The organism is Paraburkholderia sp. RL18-101-BIB-B (assembly GCF_046026985.1).
GTDB lineage: Bacteria > Pseudomonadota > Gammaproteobacteria > Burkholderiales > Burkholderiaceae > Paraburkholderia.
Map to the genome: position 1 here is coordinate 64,589 of NZ_JARESV010000035.1, position 15,530 is coordinate 80,118.

The following is a 15,530-nucleotide window of genomic DNA, read 5'->3' on the forward strand; positions in this document are numbered from 1 at the left end:
CACAGACTCCCGCTCCCTTATCAGGAACACTCTCATGCTCACAAAATCCGTACTGACCATTGCCGAGGTCAAGCATATTCTTGAGGCAGCTCGCGCCGAGGCTGAGCGGAACGACTGGAAGGTTGCCATCGCCGTCGTCGACGATGGCGGCCATCCGCTTGCGTTGCTTCGGCTTGATGGGTGCTCGCCGATTGGCGGCTACATTGCCACCGAAAAGGCACGCACAGCCGCGTTGGGCCGTCGGGAGTCGAAAGTTTATGAAGACATGATTAACGGTGGACGCACAGCATTCCTGAGCGCACCGCTGTCTGGCACCCTGGAAGGTGGCGTGCCGGTCGTCGTCGACGGCCAAGTTGTGGGCGCAGTCGGGGTCTCGGGCGTGCAGGCCGCGCAGGATGCCCAGGTTGCCAAGGCAGGCGCCGGGGCGATTTCCGGATGACGTTCAGTCCGCTCAAGCCTCTTTGACTGGCCAGCTCCTGACGAGAGTGTTCAAACCGGCCAGGCGTGGAACACCGCCGGCCTGAGCGGTTCCTCCACCCCTCGCGCATTAGCACCGGGTGTTCGACAGTGAATCTCCTCCAGCTGTCTTTATTCCGGCCCCGTCCCCTCCCATACTTCCTCCAGTTGCCACCCCGGTCGGCCGACTACAAGTCGGCCACCCTAGGAATCGGCATACAGGCTTTAGAGCCCCGCTTACCCGAAAATAGCCAGGCATTGCCATGATTGAACTTTACACATCCGATACGCCCAACGGCTGGAAGGTCTACATAGCCCTTGAGGAGTTTGAACTTCCCTACAACGTCCATCCGGTCAGCATCCTGACGGGTAAGCAGAAACTGCCAGACTTTCTCAGGCTGAATCCGAATGGACGTATTCCTGTCATCGTCGACTCTGAATGCAATGACCTGACGATTTTCGAGTCCGGGGCCATTCTTATCCATCTGGCCGAGAAAACCGGCAAGCTATTCGGCAACACCAGTGAAGAACGGATTCACATCATCCAGCGGCTAATGTTTCAGATGACTGGCATCGGGCCGATGATGGGGCAGGCAAATGTGTTCTACCGCTACTTCCCCGAGAAAATTGAGCCTGCTATCAAACGCTACCACTCAGAAGCCAAGCGGTTGTTCGGCGTGTTAGAGGGCCAGTTGGCAACCCGGGACTTCATCGCCGGGCCGTATTCCATCGCCGACATCGCGACCTTCCCGTGGGTACGTATTCACGATTGGGGTGGCGTTGGAGTCGACGAGTTCCCCAACTTGCAACGCTGGCTTGCGATGGTTGAGGCTCGCCCAGCTGTACAGCGCGGCGTCCTTGTACCGAATCCGTCGGCTTGGGAGAAAATTACGGGGAAGGCGGAAGACGCCGACGAGCTCGCGGCCGAGGCGCTTAAGCTGGTGAACACCGGGGATTAACGATTTAGGGGCTCAACACCTAAATAAGGCATCGCGTGTCGCCCTACCGACACTTCCTCGCGGAAGCGTCGGAGCGGTTGGCACTTGCCTGAAATGCTCCGGTCAGAACGTATGCTTCAGCCCGATGCGAGCGAAGGTCTGATTTCGTCCGCTGGATGGCCCCGCACCGCCGGTGATGTTCGCGTTGTCGAGGAAGGTCCCCGTCAGGCCGCCAGCTACGCGTTGATAGACCGCGAGAGCGTAGATATCGGTTCGCTTCGAAAGATAATAGTCGACCATCACACCCGCCTCGTGCCAGTGCGGCTTTGACGTTCCCTGGGAAGCTTTGAAAGTTCCGTTGGTATAGGTGTACATCAACAGCGCCGACAATGCAGGCGTGAACTGGTACAGCACGTTTGCTTCAATGTTGTCGAACTTCAAAGAACCAGGGACAACAATGAAATTCCCGGCGTAAATAGAACTGGTCGGCTGGTCAAGCGAGGTGTGCGTGTAGATTAGCCCGAAGCTGGCCGAAGCCCATACGTACTTGAGGGCGCCACCCCATACCTGCTGCTTGTGCGCGGTGAAGTTCGTATCGTCGCTCGCGAGAGCACCGCTGGCGTTCTGGCCGGGATTGTCAATGCGCATATAAGCAGCCGCCACCGTTAAGGCCGCTGCGGAGTACGTAGCCCCAAGGCTGTAGGCACGATTGTTGGCAAAACCACCCGTCTGATTGCTCATGCCGTACAGGCCGCCAAACGTCAGTCCGTTGAGGTTGGTACTCGTGTACTTGATGGAATTGTTGACCCTGAAAGTGTCGACCGCATTGTCGTTGTCGAATGGATGCGTGAATGCCCAGCCAGCGTATCCGCCCGTCGACGTCAATGGTGCGATGAAGTCGACAAACGAGTCGTACTGTCGGCCAAACGTCAACGTACCTAGCGTTTTGCTTGCGACGCCAACATATGCCTGACGGCCGAACATCCGTCCGGCGTTGCCCAGCGTCCCTGAATTCAGGTTGAACCCGTTCTCAAGTCGGAAGACCGCGCGCCAGCCACCACCCAGGTCTTCGCTTCCCAGCAGCCCCCACCGGTCTCCCGCCATGGACCCATCCGCCAGCCGATATGAACTTTTTCCGCCTGTATTGCTCGTGTACTGGAAGCCCTCGTCGATAATTCCGTACAGAGCAACACTGCTTTGAGCGAACGATTGTGATGCCATAAAAAGACACGATGCGCCTGCAAAAAATGCCTTCTTCACGTCTGCCTCCAACCTCATTGATAGATTTGAGCAGCAAGCTTTCGTTTCAGCCCGCCATAATTTTTACGTTTTTCTGCCAGCACCCACTAAATCGGCGACTTCCCTTCACTCGCCTCAATTAATTATTTCGTATTCCTATTTGTATTTCGAAAAATACTGCTGCTTCTGGCTTCCCGCGGAACAACTCAAGGGAGTTGCCGGCATCAAACCTGCCGGCAACGTTGTAAGGTGTCAGGCAGTCGCGGTGGTTTGACGAACGCTGTAGAGACAGACCATGCCTACAATCAAAATGCCGTAGCAAATCTGCTTGATGGCTTCCGGGACGTGCATCAGTGAGAGCATGCTGCTAATCAGGGTAATGACCAGAACACCGGCAATGGTGCCGCCATAAGAGCCCCTCCCGCCGAGAATACTCGTACCCCCGACAACCACCGCTGCGATACCGGGCAGTAGATACGGGTCACCCATTCTCTGATATGCCTGTCCCGAGTATCCTGCGAGAAGCATCCCCGCTATCGCGCTGCAAAGACCGGACAAGACGAAGGCACCCATGACAACCATCCGTGTGTCAATGCCGGAGAGATAAGCAGCTTTTTCCCTGGCCCCCACCAGATAGAGGTATCGGCCAATCACGGTACGGCGCAGAAGCCACATGAGGCCGGCCGAGAAGAAAACCCAAAGCAAAACTGAATTAGGGACGAGATTGAAGAGCTTGCCGCTTCCCAGCACCGTCATCAAATGTGATGGTTGGCTCGCAACCACTGCATTGCCCGCGTAGAACGCACTGGCGCCAAGCAATATCGCGTTTATGGCGAGCGTCCATATCAGCGACGGAATGCGCAGGTAAGCGACCCCGAAGCCGTTCAGGACACCGATGGCCGCACCTGCGAGTAGCCCAGCCAGCGGACTCAGTTCCGCCCATGTGCTACCAGCGCCAGCCTGCATCACCGCCGTCGATACGATGGCTGAGACACTCAAGGTCCATGGGACCGACAGGTCGATATGGCCTACAAGAATGACCAGCATTGCACCGGCGGCAATGATACCGAGCAGCGCGCCGCTCTGAAGTTGCAGCAACAGATAACGAGGAGACAGAAACTGGTCGTGCACCATTCCGCCGACCGCAATCAGTATCGCGAGCACGATGAGGAGTGCCCGGGTTGATGTGTCCATGGAGACGCGCGGGAAAATGCGCTGGTTCATTGAAACACCTCCAACCGGTTGCGAATTCCGACCAGTCCCAGCGCGCCGACCACCACCGCGCCCACGAGAACAAGACCATCGAAGAGCGGTTGTGCGGATGGGGGAAGACCCAGGAAGAACATCAGACTTCCAATCGTGCGCAGGATAAAGGCACCGGCGATGGAGGCCAGCACGCTCCCCGTACCTCCACTCAGCGCGGTTCCGCCTAACACGACCGCAGCTACCGAATTAAGCGTGTAAGGCATGCCCGTCGTTGCGTCGCCGCTGAGGGTCTGAAGTGCGAGGAATAGTCCGCCCGTTGCGGCGAACATGCCGGCAAGCGTGTACGCCGCGACCTTGGCTCTCGCGACTGGAAGCCCCGACATGAATGCGGATGTTTCAGCCGAACCGACAGCCAGGATTGCTCTTCCTGTCAGCGAACGCTTGACCGGTAGCCAGAGAAGAAGCACGAGGACCAACAGGTAGAGAAGCGAGGTTGGGAACCAGTCTGCAAAAGCCCCCGTCAATGCATCGCTTAGGCCCTCGGATACGCTCCCACCTGGCGCCGGCCGCACAAGGAGTGCCACGCCCGTGTACGCAGCACTTGTACCAAGGGTCGCGACGATGGGCTGGATGCGGCCAAACACGATAATCATCCCGTTGACGAGGCCACACAATGCGCCAATTGCAAGCACGGCAGTAGTGCCTGCAGCAACTTGCGCCGGACTGCCTTGAACCAGCTCCGAGGTTACGCTGTTGCACAGTGCCATGATGGAGCCGATTGAGATGTCGATGCCACCGGCCAGCACAACAATTGTTTGCCCAACCGCTACGAGAGCAAGGCCCACACCCTGATTGGCCCATGCGGTGAACACGTTCACCGAGGCGCCTCGCGGATGGATGCAAAGGAAGAGAAGCAGCAGTGCGACGAGGACAGCAGCCGCCATCAGATAGCGCGACTGGTACCGCCAGAACAGAGACAACGACGTTTTCATCGCGCATAACTCCCGAGTTGTACATCCTGTGACACAGACGCAGGACCCTGCGTGGAGCCTGCACTGGCCAGATTCATCGAATCCATCAGAATCTGCTGCTCATTCAGGCTCGCGCCGGAAAGGACCGAGCGAACTTTTCCGTCGTACATGACGGCTACCCTGTCGCACAGCCCAATCAGTTCGTCGTAATCGCTCGAGTAGAGAAGAATGGCCATGCCCTTCTCCGCAAGGTCGCGAAAGAGTCGATATATCTCCTGCCTGGTGCCAACATCGACGCCGCGGGTTGGGTCCATCAACAGCAGCAATCTCGGTTTGGTCGCAAGCCACTTTGCCAAAAGGACCTTCTGCTGGTTTCCTCCCGAAAGCGTTGCGACTGGCAACGACAGGTCTGGCGCCTTGATTTGCAGTGCGTTGACCAACTCCAGGACCATCGACTTTTCAGCCTTGTCCTCGATGGCGCCGCGCCGGGTGAACCGGCTTAGCGCGGCGACGCTCAGGTTGTCCGCCACCGAGCGCCGGATGAAAAGACCCTCAGTCTTTCGTTCTTCCGGAACAAAGGCGAGCTGGAAGTCCTGTCCTTTGCCTGCCTTCGGACTTGCGGGCACACCCAGTCTGTCGCCTACATGGATTTCGCCTTCCACGTTTGCAAGAACCCCGCTCAGCGCCAGCAGCAGTTCACGCTGCCCTTGCCCATCGAGACCGCCAAGCCCAACAATCTCACCTGGCCGAACCTGCAGGTCTATCCCTTTGAGCACGTTGTTCCAGTTCAACCCAGCTAACCGCAGGTAAGGAGGTTGTGCCGACGCCACCTCTGGTTTCGGTGGATAGACCTGCGCGATTGGACGACCAATCATGAGCTTGACGATGTCTTCGTGTGAGCGCGTGCCGGCGGGGAAGCTCGCTACACGCTCACCGCTCCGAAATACGGAGCACATGTCCGCCAGCGCGTCGATTTCGTGCATACGGTGTGAGATGAAGAGCACGCAAACGCCGTCTTCGCGCAAACGTCTCAGCAGATTCAGGATTTTGTTGACATCACCTGCGGCGAGGGCGGATGTCGCCTCATCCAGAATCAGCACGCGGGGGCGCTGAATGATTGCCTTTGCAATTTCGACGATTTGCCGCTTGGAAAGCGGGAGGTCAGAGCAGCGCTCCGAGAGATTGAACTCCCCCTCGAACCCCATATCCGCCAGCACTCTGGCGGCGTCGGCATTCTGGCTTGCGCTGTCGACCATGCCGAAGCGGCGCGGCGGTTTTCTGACGCAAATGTTTTCGGCCACCGTTAGATGCGGTACGAGCGACAACTCCTGAAATATGCAGACAATCCCATTCTCCAAAGCCTCGGAGGGTGTTGACATATTCAAGGGCGACCCGCCCAGTGTGATGGTTCCGCTGTCGGGCTTCACAACGCCCGCGAGAATTTTCATCAAGGTGCTTTTACCCGCACCGTTCTCGCCGAGGATTGCATGAATTAAACCTTGCGCTGCGCTAAACGAGATGTCCTTCAAGGCGGTCGTGCCGCCATAGCGCTTCGTTACGCCGTCCAGGCGCAGAAAGCCATCAACCACATCATATGCATTCACCATGTGTCTCTCTTCGTGACATCAATTGATGGATGCCGCATCGAACGCGACATCCGCAGCTCAACGCTCAGTTGTTGTCAGCCAGGAATTTGTTGACTTCCTGTGGCGTGAAAGAGATGCCGCAGTCCACGTAGCTTGCGACCGTTTCGTACGTGTCCGGGAGATTGGGGAAATAATTGACGTCAGGCTTCATGTCCTTCGTCAGGACATACGGAATCGGCAGGTACGCCCGGGTCGGGAAAGTCTTCCCTTGCATGAGAGCCACCGCCGCCTGCAGGGCAACAGGACCCTGCCCAGGGGATGTCGACACCGCGACACCTGGCAGCTTCTGTGCAGCAAGCGCCTTCACGAAGCCGTTGGCGGCGTCGCCCCCAACGGGAATTGCAGGACTGCGCGCGGCCTGAAGTGCACGCGTAACGCCCTGGCAACCATACTGGCACGTTACCGCGTCGAAATTTCCGTTGACTGCGATTGCATCGGAAACCACCTTCTGGACCGTTCCGGTATCCCAGTTGCCAACGACCTCGGTTACCTGAATGTCCTTGTAATTGCTGAGGACCTTTTGCATTCCAGCATGCAGGTCGCGGTCAGCAGCGTTGCCGGCCGGCCCCCGGACTTCGAGAAGTCTGCCCTTCTTGACCGGCATCTGGTCGAGAATGACCTGTGTACGGATGGTCTCGAAGCGGGTCCATTCCGGGGTAATCTGCAGGATGTCTGAGTTGTCGACCGGGTTATCAAACGAAACCAGGACTGTTCCCGCCTTCTTCGCACGGCGGATGACAGCATCGAATGCCTTGGGGTTGACGGCGTCAAAGGCAATCACGTCATAGCCGGCCTCGATGAAGTTGTCGATGGCGGCGATTTGTGCTGCAACATCGGCACCGGTGCTGACAACCTTCAACTCCTTGATGTTGCGCGCGTTCTCCGGCCGTGCAGCCCACGCACGACTTTCCTGAATCATCTGGGTACGCCACGGGATGCCGGTATAGCCGTTGACCAATGCTACCCTGTACGGACCCGGGCGCGCCGGGTACTTAATCGTGGTTGTCACGCCCGGCGCAGGCTTGTAACACGCAGGCATATACGTGTCCGCTGCCGCCGATGACAGTGACGTCCCCAGCGATGCCACCGCCAGTACAACTGCTGCTGCCAAAGGGATGTCACCTTTCGTTGCACGCTTCATCTTTGTCTCCAATATTTTCTCAAACCGCACAGCGCAAGCTCTTTTGGCCGCATCTGTTTTTTCGGTTCGGGCAGCCCCGCTGAAGGCCAACCGCCCTTCCTACTAGCACTGACGTACCTCTTGACCTCACTGGGCGATACTGTTTGCTTCGCAAGCCAGGCTTACAGAATCCAGACTATTTTATTTCGGATACCGAACTACAAAAGATTGCATACTCCAATGAAAACACCCGTCCCGATTGCTCACTTCGTCTCAGAAAATCTTTGTTAAGCGCCGCCGAACAAAGTGTTTTTGGTCCGTGTGAAGCACAGGATAAATGACGCCACCGGCAATCCTTTCTCTGAAACTTCCGAAAACAGATTTCAGAGAAAGTGAAATCAGATGACTTGCGAAAACAATTTATTCATGACGTGGAATGCCGCCTGCAACGTTCACTGCTTCCCGATGTCGTTTACCCTCAAGTCAGGTCAGCCTTGCAGCATGAATATTGACTCGGGTCTCATTCGCTCTTATCGTCACTCTGACGCAGCCAAGACGAATTCGAAGTCACGCCGCAGCGTCCCTGACCATGAGTTTTCGGCAAGGCATGAGATGAGCGTACCGTGCACTTGCGGGTCGGGCTTCAGCCGTCGACTAGCAGCGCTCCGCGCTGATGACGGCGCTTTGTTTAATCGCTTTCAGCAAAAGCCGCCCTGTTACCCAAGGGACCGCTCAAACTCACCAAGAAGGTCGGGTTGGCCGCACCTGTGACAATGTTAGACAGCCGGGCCGTAAAAGGCGCCCGGCTATATGAGGATGCGGTCGAGCCAGACGTCGACTTTCGGAAAAGTCGGTTTCCGAACACGACTGATTTAGTTCGATTGAAACGGACCGCCAGTTCGAGTGAACTTGCCTGCCGCGCTCATCTACGACGCGTTGCCCTTGTATGGGAATCTCAAGGGAAGTCAAGTTCCGACAGCACCTTGGCAATCAGTCCAGTTCGCTTCCATTCCAGACATTTCAGGTAGCACGTCTGAGATGCTGGATATGAGGACGGCAACGTTGATGTGTTCGCAATATTAACCAGCTCTTCGAGTACAAAGAGCATGTCTTTGACTGGTGCGACATAGGTCATCTCGTTTCACCTTGGTGCTGATGCGCACCAGTCAGCAGTACACCAACCTTGCGTACGTTAATGCAGGGGTTTGTTGTTTCGTTCAGGCGCACCGGTAACCGGACCCACCCTCTCGCTGAAATCACGCCCATCCTGAAACGTCGTAGACAATGTGCGGTTCTACTGCTGGCGGACGGAAATGGGTTTCTTTTGAGAGCACAAGTGAGCGTCATGCTGTCTCCCCCGGTAGCTGCTATTGAAGCGATTGCATGGGACAGCGCCGCTTACCACGACGAGCCTGCACGAACAGCCGCCGATGCGCCCTTCAATCGGCGCACCGGCGACCCGCATTTGCTGTAGCGAAGCGAAATGTGCGACTGGCCGTCGGGCTCAGGCCTCGAGGATGACAGAACCCATTGACTTGCCGCTCTCGATGAGGCGGTGAGCATCGGCAGCCGCGGCAAGCGGGAACTGCGCGCCAATGTGCACCTTCAGAGCACCAGACAGGATTTGTCCGAAAAGCTCATCCGCTGCCACCTGAATGTCCGGCAAGGTCTTCAGATAGGGCGAGAGACCCGGCACGCACACCGAAAGAGACTGGTATGGGCCGAGGTCTGCCAAGTCCAGTGTTGGCAGCGGCCCGCCAACCTGTCCAAGATTGACCGCAAGACCGAACGGCTTGATAACCGCGAGCGAACGCTTGAGCGTATCACCGCCGACGCCTTCGTAAACCACGTCGACGCCTTCGCCTTTCGTCAACTCTTTTGTCGCTTCCGCGAAATCGACCTCTTTGTAGAGGATGGTTTCGTCTGCGCCTACGGACTTTGCCAGCTCCGCCTTTTCAGGCGAGCCGACGGTGCCGATGACCCGCACGCCGATGCTCTTCGCCCACTGCACCAACAACAGACCAAGACCACCCGCAGCGCTATGAACGAGAATGGTGTTGCCCGGCTTGAGCTCACGAACGCCCTTCAGCAGCATATGAACCGTCATACCCTGCAGGCTGATAGCTGCTGCGACCTCATTACTGATGCCTTCCGGAAGGCGCATAAGCATCCGTTCAGGCATGATACGGCGACTTGCATAGGAACCCGTCGTAACCGACCGCGGATAGCTGATACGGTCCCCTATTTGGACTCGCGTAACGCCCTCGCCGACGGCTTCGACAATGCCAGCGGCTTCTACGCCAAGTGCGCGCGGCAGTTCGCCAATGGGAAACAGGCCACGGCGGTGATAGGTGTCCACGAAGTTGATGCCAATTGCATCCTGCTTCAGCAGAACTTCGCCCGGCCCAACGTCCCGAAGGGTCACCTTTTCAAGGCGCATCTGTTCCGGACCGCCAAATTCGCGAATTCGTACCTCGTCAGCTTCCCAACTCATTTACATCTCTCCAGTTTTTGCGCATTAAATCAACAGTTGCTACTGTGTCGCGGCGACCGCCGGGCAGACACAGCCGCATTTGTCGCCTCCTAATAGCGTCCTCGCGCTTCGGCGAAACCGCCATGCGCGACCCACGGCGAAGTTGCCGTAATTCCAGCCGACTTCTTGCCTGTCAGCTGACCATCGTCTTACTGCCGTCCTGCTTCGAAACGCAATCCGACGTACCCGTGCCATTACGGGTTGTGTGAAATCCGGCGCTGGCGTCCAGACAGACGCATATGTCGCCCACCCATGTAAATGGGAATCGCCGGCGATGCGCTTGCTGAACGGTTCACACAAATCAGCGCGGAATCGGGATTCATTGACACAGATAGGACGTGGTCACTGCGGCACGGTGGAGGCGGCCGCTTTCGTCGACGGTGGTGACTGAGCGCTACGGAAGAAGCGAGCCGGCTCATGGCCGACTTGAAGCTTGCTGCAAGCTACGGCGGACGGATAGTCTCCTCGGTCTTTGCAAGCACCTCTGTTTCTCCTTCCGTTTTGCTGTCACACTACATGGCAACAACAGTACCACCGAACACCCTGATAGCAGTGTTCACTTGCGGTGAATTCACTTTTCTAGTTTTCCGAATATCTCGTTTATCGAAATCGACGGATGGTGTTTGAACAGAGATAAGCGAATTCATTATTCCGCGCGCCTAAATTCTCAGCACCCATCTTTCCGATTCACATGGGCAAAAACGCGGGTTGCCATTGTGACCCTCAAGGTGACGATTCCAAAGCTGCCATGTGGCCTCTGTTGCGTGCAGTGCGGTGGCTATGTCATTGACGTGATGTTGACCGGTGCGCAAACGAATTGATGGGGTGGACCTCCGCTCGGTCCTCGACAAGCTCGAGTATTTGGCATGTGTCCCAATCGGTAATGCTCTTCTCGCCGCTCGCCTTTGACTGCGCCTACCCCCTTAAGCGTGTGTTCTGGTGCAGAGGCTCAGTGGCCGGCTTGCCGGCAATGTCAGAGCATGGCGCGTAGGGTTGAATCCAAAGGGCCATTCGGCAGTTGTGGGCAATTTTGAGCGACATGCGGCCAGTCGGTGCTCTAGAAAGCTTAAGTTTCAAAAGCGAGGAACCTCTGCGACGGGGCGTCGCAAGGTAGACCATTTGAGGTAAGCGCACCACTCGGGCCCACGCCATCAAAAACGAACAACGAATCGATGTCTTTCGCAGTTAGTCCCCAAACGGGTTGCCGGTGTCTTTCACTTCGGTATTGAGGTTGTATTCCGCACGCACGGCCTTAAGAACGCCCTCGATGTCGCGCTCGAAGCCTACCGCGTTGCCGAAGTCGGTCATGTTCCAGTTGCAGCCTGTCTTGTCAGGCTCTTGCAACTGCGGCCGCGGCACACGAATCTTCACGCCATCCTCGACGATTTCCTGCAGTCGATGGATTCGTCGGTTGACCTCCTGCTGAAGCTGCGAGGCATTGAGCGTCTTGCGTATCATCCAAGTCTCCTTCCGGTTGCTCAAGCCAGTCTAGCGCAAGTGAGGCGTTCCGCGACCTGGCGCTGGAATGCAAAGTGCCTGAGAGGCTTCGGCGCATCCAACGCAGAAACGATTCGCAAAGCTGCGAAAAGACCTACTTTCCGTGCCCAGAGGTAACTCAAGGCCTCTACACGCCGCAATGACGCGCTGCCGGGCGGTCGATGTATTGCGATGTCGGCGTTGCAGGTTCCGTGATTCGCCTCCCCTTGACTTCGTCCGCAAAAACACTATCACTGACCTGTGCTGCAACCGGACATGTCAAATGCCTTCCGCACGGAGTCGACGAGCAAGTCCACCTGAGCCTGTCCGTGCCGCGCAGTACATCCGCATGTCGACGGACCACCAGGAATATTCCCCCGTATTCCAGAGACGGGCTATCTCAGCCTATGCGCTTTCCCATCACATCCGCATTGTCAGTGTGTACGAAGACGCTGGCATAAGTGGCTTAACGTTGCGAGAGCGTCCGGCGCTGATTCAGCTCCTATTGGACGTTGATAAACCGAAGCGCAAATTCACCACTGTGCTTGTGTACGACGTCAGCCGGTGGGGAAGATTTCAAGACGTTGACGAAGCCGCATTCTACGAATATGCATGCCGGCGTGCCGGAGTCGACGTCGTATATGTTGCCGAGCCTTTTGAAAACGATGGCAGTCCAGCGACGTCTGTGTTGAAAGCATTAAAGCGGGTGATGGCCGCAGAGTTTAGTCGGGAGATGTCGCGCAAGGTTTTCCTAGGGCACTGCCTCAATGTCGAGCGGGGCTTTCATACGGGCGGCCCACCCGGCTACGGATTGCATCGCGTCCTTCTAGACGCAGACCGCCACGTCCGGCACTCCCTCGACAGGTACGAATACAAGAGTGTTCAGACTGACCGCGTCATCATCGCCCCGGAGCCCAACGGCGAAGCCGCAACAGTCCGCAAAATCTTCGAGTGGTACGCGACGCAATCGGTCACCGGTGCTGGCATAGCGAAGCGTCTGAATGATTTTGGGATTTGCAATGGGTCCGGTCGGCCTTGGCAAGGCCAAAACATTCTGCAGATTCTTCGCAACGAGGCATACATCGGCACCAATGTGTACAGCCGGACGACTTCCAAGCTGGCTGGTCCATGGGAGCGCGTCCCGGAACAGCATTGGATTCGGGTCCCGGGAGCGTTTGAACCTGTAGTTGCGAAACGCACGTTCGCCATCGTCCAGGAGAAACTTGCGCGAGCCCGGCGCAGACCGACGAGAGCAGAGATTGCGGAGGGTTTGCACAAGGTCATTGCAAGAGCTGGCAAACTGAGTCAGACGACATTAAAGCATTACCGTAGCGCTCCTTCGGTCGAACAGGTAATGCGCGAGTTCGGAAGCCTCAACGAAGCATACAAGGCAATAGGTTACGCGCCGAATCTGGACCCAGCCCGCTCTGAGAACCGCTCGGTCGAACGTCGCATGGAAAAGCGGGTCGCTGATGTAACCGTCGACGTTTTGCAAAGTCTGGGCCACGAGGTGCGATACGAGAAGCACACAGATACCATGTGTGTTGATAATTCGTTGAGGTTCCAGCTTGTTGTTCGCAGTCCGTGGCTTATCGGTGGCAGCGTCCCCTACTGGGTCGCTCGCTGGCCGGACTGCTTCCCAATCGATTTCCTTATATATGGCCGCATAGAGCGCGCTAGCCCGGACCTGCTTGACTTTCACATTTTCCCGCGTGGAAGCCTTGTTCCTGGAGCATATACGGTAATCCACCGGCACGGCCAGGCACATTTCAAGGCTTATCAGCATTCAAATCTGATGCCATTGCTTGACATCGCTGAGACCGTCCCCCTGGAAACATTAGGAAACACGACATCCAGTGGGAGAGTCTCCTGATGCGCCCGCGCGGACCAGACATTAGTCCCTCCGGAATTGAGCCAAACCTGCGCCGGCAGAATGACGAACCAAAACTAGCAGGCCTCAAACTTGAACGTCGTCGTGCCGGCAGAAAAGCCACACCTGAGGAAAAAGCCAAAAACGTTCTGATGCTGGAGCGTGCGCGCCAGCGGACTGTCATCAGACATATGCAGGCGACGCACGGCGAAATGGCTCTGACGACAAAGGTCATGCTGGAGCTGCTTTCGGACCCAGCCTTCGTAGCGCTGTTACGCGCCGAGGGGTTCACCTCGATACCGAAGCTCCTTCATCAACGACTCATAGAGCGACGCTGATGACACAAGCTCGACCTGCGAGGTTCATATATCGCTCAAACACGGCCCGAGCCGAGTGCGAAAGACCACCAGAAATTTGTGCGGCGGCATTCGCGCTGGTCGTCGGGCAAGCGCTTCCGAAACGGACAGTGGCGGCGCTCGCAAGGATGACCCCGGCGCGTCAGGTGGCAGTTGCCCAGACTATGGTCGCAGTCGACAATCTCTGCGGAGATTTCGCTCGGGCCCTCCTGGCAGCGACGCCATCAAGTGAGAGGGTCGATGATGCACGGGGGCGACAGTCTCACCCCGATTGCGCAGCCCGACTGGCCGGGATGGAACGGGGGCTCGTCGAGATGCAACTCGAAGCGGCTGAGCTGCGCTCGCATTACGACGATGACCTGCTTCATCTGGCGCTTGCAGCCAGTTACGTCCGGGGCTGGATGCGGAACGAAGTGGTTACAACCTGGCTCTACTCGCACCATCAGGAGTTCGCCATTGTGCTCGACCGCCTGGCGAAGGCGGCAGACTTTGCAATTGAGCCAGGACGTCCAATGAGGCTTCCTTACTCGCCGGCTGCTAGTCTTGCAGTGCCTCGCAAAGGCAAATCAGGTAGGCGCCCAACAGCAGGCATCCAGACCCGTTAAGACCATCGCGTACCAACAAGGTAGGTCAAGCAGTGCTGGTAGATGGTCCGCGCTGTTTCCGAACGGAAGTCCAACCTCAAATTTTCACAAAACAGCGTGGTAAACGTCTGTCGCGAAAAAGCGGGCAGTGGCGCCATCTCCAACTGTCCGGCTAGTTCCAGGGCACGACTCGACAGCATGACTCGCTGCATAACGTCAGCACCACCACCGTTAGTGTTTAACCACAAGGCCGTGGACTCCACAACGTGGTCGAGCGAAAGCCAATCGCCCGTCAATTGTTTCGCGAGCAGGTGCGACGAAACAAGATAGGCAAGCAGTTCGGCTCGCGCCCGTAGGTCGAGGTTGAGTGGATTCTTCACGCTTTAACGCAATCAGTAGTCGACTATAGATTAGTGCTCACGCAGCCAGTCGATGCTCGTAGAAGGGTCGGTCACGGTCATCCAGAATTGCATACATTGCCGCCAAATCAGACGCGTCTGGGTTCAACCACGCATCGATATTCTCGGGCTTAATTGGAATAATGCAACGGTCATGGCCGGCGGCCGCAACTTCCGGTGGGGGCTCATCTGTAATGGCAGCAAAGGACAGGAGGTCCCGCTCGCCGGGCGCCGACCATCGGGACCAAAGGCAGGCGACATGCATCAGTTCGCCATTGCTCGGGCGAAACTCCAAGACAACATTTTCGTCTCGCTCATGAGACTCTGATAATGTTCCTTCCATCTTAGCCTTGCTGACATTCTCGTAAAAAACGTCAACGAGCATCACGCCGTGCGTGTACCCGAACAACGGTTTCCAGAAGCCCTTCAGGCTATCTCTCCTGGCGTTGTACGTTCCAGGATATTTTGCATCGAAAAAAGCGGGTTTGCCGGCAATGCGGCACTGATAACGCATCGGTTTCACGACTCGCTGCCCGTCTTCGATAACCATCACCGGCGCGTAGTGACCGGGAAAAATCCGCGAGTCGCGCGCCTTGGGCTCGGTGCGTTGGATGTCATCGAGCTTGCTGCGAGTCCAGGCAATTTTGTCGGTTGCGATTCGCTGACTTTCGGTGGCAGCTTTCGTTACCTTTGTCTCCAGTGACCGTTCGGCGTCCGCTAGCCGCTTACGCTGCTTA

The 15,530-nt window shown here is 56.9% G+C and carries 14 protein-coding genes; 5 read left to right on the top strand and 9 right to left on the bottom strand.

The genetic code is table 11. The features are described 5' to 3' along the window. Positions 1 to 34 precede the first annotated feature (34 nt). Together P0D73_RS33580 and P0D73_RS33585 are read left to right on the top strand one after the other, a co-directional pair. Complete coding sequence (locus P0D73_RS33580) at positions 35 to 439, top strand: heme-binding protein (RefSeq protein ID WP_408434800.1); 405 nt, start codon at positions 35 to 37, stop codon at positions 437 to 439. Between the two features lie 280 nt (positions 440 to 719). Beyond that, a complete protein-coding gene (locus P0D73_RS33585; RefSeq protein ID WP_408434802.1) occupies positions 720 to 1,415 on the top strand; it encodes a glutathione S-transferase family protein in 696 nt (231 codons plus the stop codon). A 102-nt stretch (positions 1,416 to 1,517) separates the two neighbouring features. Here the strand turns inward: P0D73_RS33585 and P0D73_RS33590 are convergent, their stop codons facing one another. The 7 genes from P0D73_RS33590 to P0D73_RS33625 all read right to left on the bottom strand — a co-directional run bounded on the left by P0D73_RS33590 (position 1,518) and on the right by P0D73_RS33625 (position 11,567). Then, positions 1,518 to 2,654, bottom strand: a complete 1,137-nt coding sequence (locus P0D73_RS33590) for a porin (RefSeq protein ID WP_408434804.1) — start codon at positions 2,652 to 2,654, stop codon at positions 1,518 to 1,520. Between the two features lie 231 nt (positions 2,655 to 2,885). Beyond that, complete coding sequence (locus P0D73_RS33595; RefSeq protein ID WP_408434806.1) at positions 2,886 to 3,857, bottom strand: ABC transporter permease; 972 nt, start codon at positions 3,855 to 3,857, stop codon at positions 2,886 to 2,888. Beyond that, a complete protein-coding gene (locus tag P0D73_RS33600) occupies positions 3,854 to 4,831 on the bottom strand; it encodes an ABC transporter permease (protein WP_408434808.1) in 978 nt (325 codons plus the stop codon). The genes P0D73_RS33595 and P0D73_RS33600 overlap by 4 nt, the downstream gene beginning before the upstream one ends. Continuing rightward, positions 4,828 to 6,417 carry a sugar ABC transporter ATP-binding protein gene (locus P0D73_RS33605; RefSeq protein WP_408434810.1) on the bottom strand — a complete coding sequence of 530 codons (1,590 nt, stop codon included), beginning with the start codon at positions 6,415 to 6,417 and terminating at the stop codon, positions 4,828 to 4,830. The genes P0D73_RS33600 and P0D73_RS33605 overlap by 4 nt, the downstream gene beginning before the upstream one ends. A 64-nt stretch (positions 6,418 to 6,481) precedes the next feature. Continuing rightward, complete coding sequence (locus P0D73_RS33610; RefSeq protein ID WP_408434812.1) at positions 6,482 to 7,597, bottom strand: sugar ABC transporter substrate-binding protein; 1,116 nt, start codon at positions 7,595 to 7,597, stop codon at positions 6,482 to 6,484. 1,483 nt (positions 7,598 to 9,080) lie between these two features. Then, complete coding sequence (locus tag P0D73_RS33620; RefSeq protein ID WP_408434816.1) at positions 9,081 to 10,070, bottom strand: quinone oxidoreductase family protein; 990 nt, start codon at positions 10,068 to 10,070, stop codon at positions 9,081 to 9,083. Positions 10,071 to 11,294: 1,224 nt separating this feature from the next. Next, on the bottom strand, positions 11,295 to 11,567 hold the full coding sequence (locus tag P0D73_RS33625) for a hypothetical protein (protein WP_408434818.1): 273 nt from the start codon (positions 11,565 to 11,567) through the stop codon (positions 11,295 to 11,297). Positions 11,568 to 11,868: 301 nt separating this feature from the next. Between P0D73_RS33625 and P0D73_RS33630 the strand changes: the two genes are divergently transcribed. The 3 genes from P0D73_RS33630 to P0D73_RS33640 are packed head-to-tail and all read left to right on the top strand — an operon-like array spanning position 11,869 to position 14,416. After that, positions 11,869 to 13,458, top strand: coding sequence for a recombinase family protein (locus P0D73_RS33630; RefSeq protein ID WP_408434820.1), 1,590 nt, complete (start codon positions 11,869 to 11,871; stop codon positions 13,456 to 13,458). Further along, positions 13,458 to 13,793 (top strand): hypothetical protein, encoded by a 336-nt coding sequence (locus P0D73_RS33635; protein WP_408434822.1) that lies wholly within the window; start codon positions 13,458 to 13,460, stop codon positions 13,791 to 13,793. The genes P0D73_RS33630 and P0D73_RS33635 overlap by 1 nt, the downstream gene beginning before the upstream one ends. After that, positions 13,793 to 14,416 carry a plasmid partitioning protein RepB C-terminal domain-containing protein gene (locus P0D73_RS33640; RefSeq protein WP_408434824.1) on the top strand — a complete coding sequence of 208 codons (624 nt, stop codon included), beginning with the start codon at positions 13,793 to 13,795 and terminating at the stop codon, positions 14,414 to 14,416. The genes P0D73_RS33635 and P0D73_RS33640 overlap by 1 nt, the downstream gene beginning before the upstream one ends. Here the strand turns inward: P0D73_RS33640 and P0D73_RS33645 are convergent. Next, positions 14,413 to 14,775, bottom strand: coding sequence for a hypothetical protein (locus P0D73_RS33645; RefSeq protein ID WP_408434826.1), 363 nt, complete (start codon positions 14,773 to 14,775; stop codon positions 14,413 to 14,415). The genes P0D73_RS33640 and P0D73_RS33645 overlap by 4 nt on opposite strands. A gap of 37 nt (positions 14,776 to 14,812) precedes the next feature. After that, a partial coding sequence (locus tag P0D73_RS33650) for an SOS response-associated peptidase family protein (protein ID WP_408434828.1) occupies positions 14,813 to 15,530 on the bottom strand: 718 nt, incomplete at its 5' end.